The following is a 6,951-nucleotide window of genomic DNA, read 5'->3' on the forward strand; positions in this document are numbered from 1 at the left end:
GTTATTTACCTCCTGTTGGTGTTTTTATTTCTTGTTATTTATATTGTGCCATACTGGAGGAAAATATAAAAACTTAACTTCAAAAAAGTTAGGTGAATTAATGGTTGCGGAATTCCGCAACCGACTATAAATAATAAATAGAAAGGAGATAATGCATTATGTTTGAGAATAAAATTCTATTAATAACAGGAGGCACAGGCTCTTTTGGCCATACTGTTCTTAAAAGGTTTTTAAATACAGATATAAAAGAAATAAGAGTTTTTTCACGAGATGAAAAGAAGCAAGATGATATGAGAAATGATATAAAAAGTGATAAGGTTAAGTACTATATAGGAGATATTAGAGATATAGATAGTTTAGACTATGCTATGAAAGGTGTTAATTATGTATTTCACGCAGCAGCGTTAAAACAGGTTCCTTCTTGCGAATTTTATCCTATGGAAGCAGTAAAAACTAACGTATATGGTTCAGATAATGTGTTTAAATCCTCACTAATACATAATGTTGAAAAGGTTATCTTATTAAGTACAGATAAGGCTGTTTATCCTGTAAATGCTATGGGAATATCTAAAGCAATGGCAGAAAAAAGTATGCTAGCAAGAGCGCGTTCTGCTAAAAAAGGAGAAACAGTATTTTGTGCAACTAGGTATGGGAATGTAATGGCATCTAGAGGATCAGTTATTCCTTTATTTGTTCAGTTAATAAAAGAGGGAAAAGATTTAACTATTACAGATCCTGAAATGACTAGATATATGATGTCTCTAGAAGAGTCAGTAGACTTAGTTTTATATGCTTTTAATAATGGAGAACAAGGAGATATTTTTGTGCAAAAAGCACCAGCGTGTACGGTATTAGAATTGGCTACAGCATTAAGAGAGTTATTTCAATCTAATGTGGGGATAAAAATAATAGGAGCAAGGCATGGAGAAAAGGCTTATGAAACATTATTAACTAAAGAAGAATTTGTTAAAGCAAATAATGAAGGAAAATACTTTAGAATTCCAGCAGATAATAGAGATTTAAATTATGCTAAATATTTTACAGAGGGTAAAGGATCTAGAAGAAATCAAGAGGAATATAACTCAGATAATACAAATAGGATTGATACAGAACAAGTAAAGAAAATGTTATTAAAACTTCCTTATATTCAATATGAATTAAATAATTTTAAAAATAGAGAAGGATCAAAATTACAAGAAAAAGCAAAGGATGAAACTATATAAAGTTAAGGGAGGAGTTTTTATGAAGGTTTTAGTTACAGGGTCTAATGGATTTATTGGAAAAAATTTAGTATGTAAGCTGAAGGAAATAAAAGAGTATGAAATTATTGCTATAGATAAAGAAAATTCTAAGGAAGAATTAATTCAAGGAATAAGAGAAGCAGAATTTATTTTTCATTTAGCAGGAATAAATAGACCTAAGGATGAAAATGAGTTTTTTCAAGGCAATAGAGATTTAACTAAAGAAATAGTAGAGATTTTAAAGAGTGAGAATAGTAAAACAGCAATACTTATGACATCTTCTATACAAGCAGAATTAGAAAATGCTTATGGTAAAAGTAAAAAGGAAGCTGAAGATAGTTTATTAGATTATAAAAAAAGTACAGGAGCAGATATATTTATATATAGACTACCTAATGTTTTTGGTAAGTGGTGTAAACCTAATTATAATTCTGTAATAGCTACTTTTTGCAATAATATTGCTAAAGGAGAAGAAGTTTGGATATCTGATGAAAATAAACAAATAACTTTAGTTTATATAGATGATGTAGTTAATTGTTTTATAAATACAATGAAAAATAAAGTTAAGTGTTTAGATAATTATTGTAATGTTAATAAAGAATATAATTTTACTTTAGGAAGAATTGTGGATTTATTAAAGTCTTTTAAGGAAATTAGAAAAAATTTAATGATACCCAATATGGAAGATGAATTTATAAAAAAACTTTATAGCACATATTTAAGTTATTTACCTGAGGATGAATTAAGTTATCCTTTAAAGATGAACATAGACAATAGAGGTTCTTTTACGGAATTTATAAAAACTAGAGAGCGAGGGCAAATTTCTATAAATATTTCTAAACCAGGAATAACTAAGGGCAATCATTGGCACAATACAAAAAACGAAAAGTTTTTAGTTGTTAGTGGTGAAGGAATAATTAAGCTTAGAAAAATAGATAGTAATAAGATAATGGAGTATAGAGTAAGTGGAGAGAATTTAGAAGTAGTTGATATACCTGTTGGTTATACCCATAGTATTACTAATATAGGAGAAAAGGATATGGTAACAGTTATGTGGGTAAATGAAATTTTTAATGCTGAAAATCCTGATACCATTTATTTGGAGGTATAATATGAAAAAACTTAAGGTTATGACTATAGTTGGAACTAGACCAGAAATTATACGTCTTTCAGAAACTATTAAAAAGTGTGATATTTATTTTGAACATATCTTAGTACATACAGGACAAAATTGGGATTATTCATTAAATGATGTATTTTTTAAGGAATTAGAACTTAGAGAACCAAATTATTTCTTAGGTGTGGTAGGTAATACTCTAGGTGAAACTATGGGAAATATAATTTCTAAAAGCTATGAAATATTGTTAAAGGAAAGACCAGAAGCATTATTAATTTTAGGAGATACAAACAGTTGTTTAAGTGCTATTTCAGCGAAAAGATTAAAAATTCCAGTATTTCATATGGAAGCAGGGAATCGATGTTTTGATCAAAATGTACCAGAGGAAATAAATAGGAAGATTGTGGATGTTACAAGCGATGTTAATATGGCTTATACAGAACATGCTAGAAGATATTTATTAGGGGAAGGGTTGAGAAAGGAATATACATTTGTAACAGGTTCACCTCTTCCAGAAGTTTTTAAAAAATATATGAGTAAAATAGATAAAAGTGATGTATTAGAAAAATTACAGCTTGAGAGACATAAATATATATTAGTAAGTGCTCATAGAGAAGAAAATATAGATAATTATGAAAATTTTAAAAATTTAGTGTATGCTTTAAATTCTATTGCTGACATTTATGATATGCCAGTTATATATTCAACTCATCCTAGAAGTTGGAAGAGAATAGAAGACAGAAAGATAGCGTTTCATAGTAATATAAGACAATTAAAACCTTTTGGATTTTACGATTATAACAAGCTTCAAAAGGAAGCCTTTTGTGTTTTATCAGATAGTGGTTCCTTAGCAGAAGAGTCAAATATAATGGGTTTTCCAGCTGTATCTATAAGAACTAGTACAGAAAGACCAGAAGCTGTTGATAAAGGATCATTTATTTTAGGGGGAATAACATTTAGTAGTATAACACAAGCTATTGAAATTGTAACTAAAGAAAAAAATTTAGGTGAGTCAATGGTAAGAGTACAGGATTATACAGATATTAATGTGTCAACTAAAGTAATTAATATTATTCAAGGATATACTTCCATAATAAATAAATTTATTTGGAGGAAATAAAATGAAGATACTGCAAATAAATTCTGTATGTGGTGTAGGGAGTACTGGCAGAATAGTTATTAATTTATATAATATATTAGAAAATAAAGGTCATGAATGTGTCATAGCTTATGGAAGAGGAAATGCTTTAGAATGCATTAAAACTATAAAAATAGGAAATGATATAGATGTATATAATCATGTAGCAAAAACTAGACTTTTTGATAAGCATGGCTTTGGTTCTTTGAATACTACCAAAAAATTTATTAAGGAAGTAGAGAAATATAATCCAGATATAATTCATTTACATAATATACATGGATATTATATAAATATTGAAATATTATTCAACTATTTAAAATCATGTAAAAAACCAATAGTTTGGACTTTACATGATTGTTGGAGTTTTACAGGACATTGTTGTTACTTTGATTATGTAGGATGTTATAAATGGGAGAAAAAATGTTATGAATGTCCTCAAAAAAAATCTTATCCATCTAGTATTTTAATAGATAATTCAAGCTGGAATTTTACTAAAAAGAAACAATTATTTACTTCATTAGATAATTTAACTATTGTTACTCCTTCTAATTGGTTGGCCAACTTAGTTAAAAAATCCTTTTTTAAGGATTGTCCCATTAAAGTAATAAATAATGGAATTGATTTAAATATATTTAAGCCTACAGAAAGCAATGTAAAAGAAGTATACCATATTAAAGATAAAAAAATAATTTTAGGTGTAGCTAATATTTGGGATGAACGTAAAGGTTTAAAATATTTTTTAGAGTTAGAAAAACTATTACACAATGATTATAAAATTATAATAGTGGGTCTTACAGAAAAACAAAAGGAAGAATTGCCTTCAACTATTATAGGAATAACTAAGACTAATAGTATAGATGAACTTGTTAAACTATATACATTAGCAGATGTTTTTGTGAATCCTACTTTAGAAGATAATTTTCCAACCACTAATTTAGAGGCATTAGCTTGTGGAATTCCAGTAATAACTTTTCATACAGGTGGAAGTAGTGAGTGTATTGACAGTAGTTGTGGTGCTGTAGTAGAAAAAGATAATATTAATATGTTATGTAAAGAAATAATAAAAATTACTAACCATAAAAAAGTAAACTATTCAGTTAGTTGCATTAAAAAAGCACATAAATATTATGATAAAAACCAAAGGTTTTTAGATTATTTGCATTTATATATAGAAATATTGTATGAAAAGAAATGATAAGGAGAACCTATGAGAATTTTGTATATAAGTAATATCCCAGCTCCCTACAGGGTAGATTTTTTTAATGAATTGGGGAAATTGTGTGAATTAACAGTTTTGTTTGAAATTGGATATGCAACAGATAGAGATAAAAGTTGGCAAATGAGTAAAGCTAAAAATTATAAAGAGATATTTTTAGAAGGTAAAAGAACTAGAAGTGATTCTGCATTATGTTTTTCAGTTTTAAAATATCTTAATAAAAAAAACTATGACATTATAGTTGTAGGTGGATATAGCACAGCAACAGGCATGTTAGCAATACAATATTTAAAATTTAGAAAGATTCCTTTTATATTAAATGCTGATGGAGGAATGGTTAGAGATGATTCTTTTATAAGATATAATATAAAAAAATATTTTATAAGTAGTGCAAGGGCTTGGCTAAGTACAGGTAAAACTACTACGGAATACCTTTTAAATTATGGAGCTAAAAAAGAATTTATATATCATTATCCATTTACTTCTATAAAAGACGAAGATTTGTTGGGAAATAAAGAAAAAAGAAATGAAAAAGAAATTTTGAAAAAAGAATTAAATATAAAAGAAGGTAAGGTAATTTTAGCAGTAGGGCAGTTTATTTATAGAAAAGGATTTGATGTTTTAATAAAAGCGATGAATAATTTATCAAGAGATTATAGTTTATATATTATTGGAGGTGAGCCAACAAAAGAGTATTTAAATTTAAAAAATAAATATAATTTACAAAATATATATTTCAAAAATTTTTCTAATAAAAATAATTTAAAAAAGTATTATATGATATCAGATTTGTTTGTATTACCAACTAGGGAAGATATTTGGGGATTGGTTATAAATGAAGCTATGGCATATGGATTACCAGTAATAACTACCAACAAATGTGTGGCTGGCATAGAATTAATAAAAGATTATAAAAATGGATTTATAGTTCCAATAGATGATTTTTATACTTTATCAGAAAAAATAATGTACATATTACAAAATGATAAATTAATTTATTCAATGAGTAAAGAAAGCTTAAAAATTATAAAAAATTATACTATAGAAGTTTCTGCTAAAAAACATATGGATATATTTAATGATTATTTAACCTTTCTAAATGAGAATATTTAACAAATAAATTATTAGTAAGATTATTTATTAAAATTTGTATAGAAAATTATACTTGAAAAAATAGGAGAATTTTTTAAGTAAGGAGCTATTAACAATGGGTAATAAAGACTTAATTTGTTCTGTAATTATTCCTGTATATAATGTAGAGAAATATTTAAGAAGATGTATTGACAGTATCATTAATCAAAGTGAAAAAAATATAGAGATAATATTGGTTAATGATGGGAGTACAGATGGATCAAGATACATATGCAATGAGTATGAAAAAAAAGATAAAAGAATTAAATTAATACATAAAAAAAATGGAGGATTATCAGATGCAAGGAATGTGGGATTAAATGCTTCTAGTGGAAAATATTTATTATTTGTTGATTCAGATGATTGGTGTGACTTACATATGATTAGTGATATGTGTAATAAGGCAGAAGAAAATAATGCTGATTTAGTTGTTTGTGGATATTTAATAAATTATTCAGATGAAAAAATTATAAGAAAAGAATTTATTGAGGAAAAATTATTTGCTGGGAAAAATGAAATAAAAGAAGGAATTTTTGAAATAGAAACCAAGGCAATGTTTAATGTAGTTTGGAACAAATTATATAAAAATAAAATAATAAAGAAAATTAATTTAATATTTGATAAAGAAGGAGTACCAGGAGAAGATTTAATTTTTAATTGTGAATATTTGAAGAACATTAATAAGCTTTTTTTAATTACTGGATGTTATTACAACTATATGAGATTAGACATAGAAACTCTAGTATATAAATATAGAAAAAATTTATATGAAATGGTAAATAAATTTAATAATTCTAGAAAAGAATTATATACTTTTTATAATATGCATACTGGAAAATACAAAGTTTTATTAAGCAATACATATATATCATATATATTTTCATGTATTCCTAATATATATAGAGAAAATGCTAATATTTCAAATAAAAAAAGAAAAGAGTTTTTTGAAGAAATACTTAAAAATACTAATGTAAAAGAAGCAATAAAAGTATGTGAACCTAGTAATATACAATTAAAATTATTTAAAAAGTTATATCAAATTAATAGTGCAAAGGTAATGCTTTTTTCATATTCTATACTTTTTAAACTTAGATATAAATTAAGT

General features: G+C 25.9%; 6 protein-coding genes. All 6 read left to right on the forward strand.

Annotation, left to right across the window (positions count from 1 at the left end):
* Nucleotides 1-158 precede the first annotated feature (158 nt).
* Entirely contained in the window at nt 159-1,223 is a 1,065-nt protein-coding gene (locus tag GBZ86_RS10915) for a polysaccharide biosynthesis protein (RefSeq protein ID WP_152890596.1), read from the forward strand.
* A gap of 19 nt (nt 1,224-1,242) precedes the next feature.
* Nucleotides 1,243-2,352, forward strand: coding sequence for a polysaccharide biosynthesis C-terminal domain-containing protein (locus GBZ86_RS10920; protein WP_152890598.1), 1,110 nt, complete (start codon nt 1,243-1,245; stop codon nt 2,350-2,352).
* 1 nt (nt 2,353) lies between these two features.
* A complete protein-coding gene (wecB, locus tag GBZ86_RS10925; protein ID WP_152890600.1) occupies nt 2,354-3,478 on the forward strand; it encodes a non-hydrolyzing UDP-N-acetylglucosamine 2-epimerase in 1,125 nt (374 codons plus the stop codon).
* A gap of 1 nt (nt 3,479) precedes the next feature.
* On the forward strand, nt 3,480-4,694 hold the full coding sequence (locus GBZ86_RS10930) for a glycosyltransferase (RefSeq protein ID WP_152890601.1): 1,215 nt from the start codon (nt 3,480-3,482) through the stop codon (nt 4,692-4,694).
* Between the two features lie 12 nt (nt 4,695-4,706).
* Entirely contained in the window at nt 4,707-5,828 is a 1,122-nt protein-coding gene (locus tag GBZ86_RS10935) for a glycosyltransferase family 4 protein (RefSeq protein WP_152890603.1), read from the forward strand.
* 94 nt (nt 5,829-5,922) lie between these two features.
* Nucleotides 5,923-6,951: glycosyltransferase family 2 protein (locus tag GBZ86_RS10940; protein WP_152890605.1), on the forward strand; the 1,029-nt coding region annotated here is incomplete at its 3' end.

Origin of the sequence: Clostridium tarantellae (genome assembly GCF_009295725.1) — a bacterium.
Taxonomy (GTDB): domain Bacteria; phylum Bacillota; class Clostridia; order Clostridiales; family Clostridiaceae; genus Sarcina; species Sarcina tarantellae.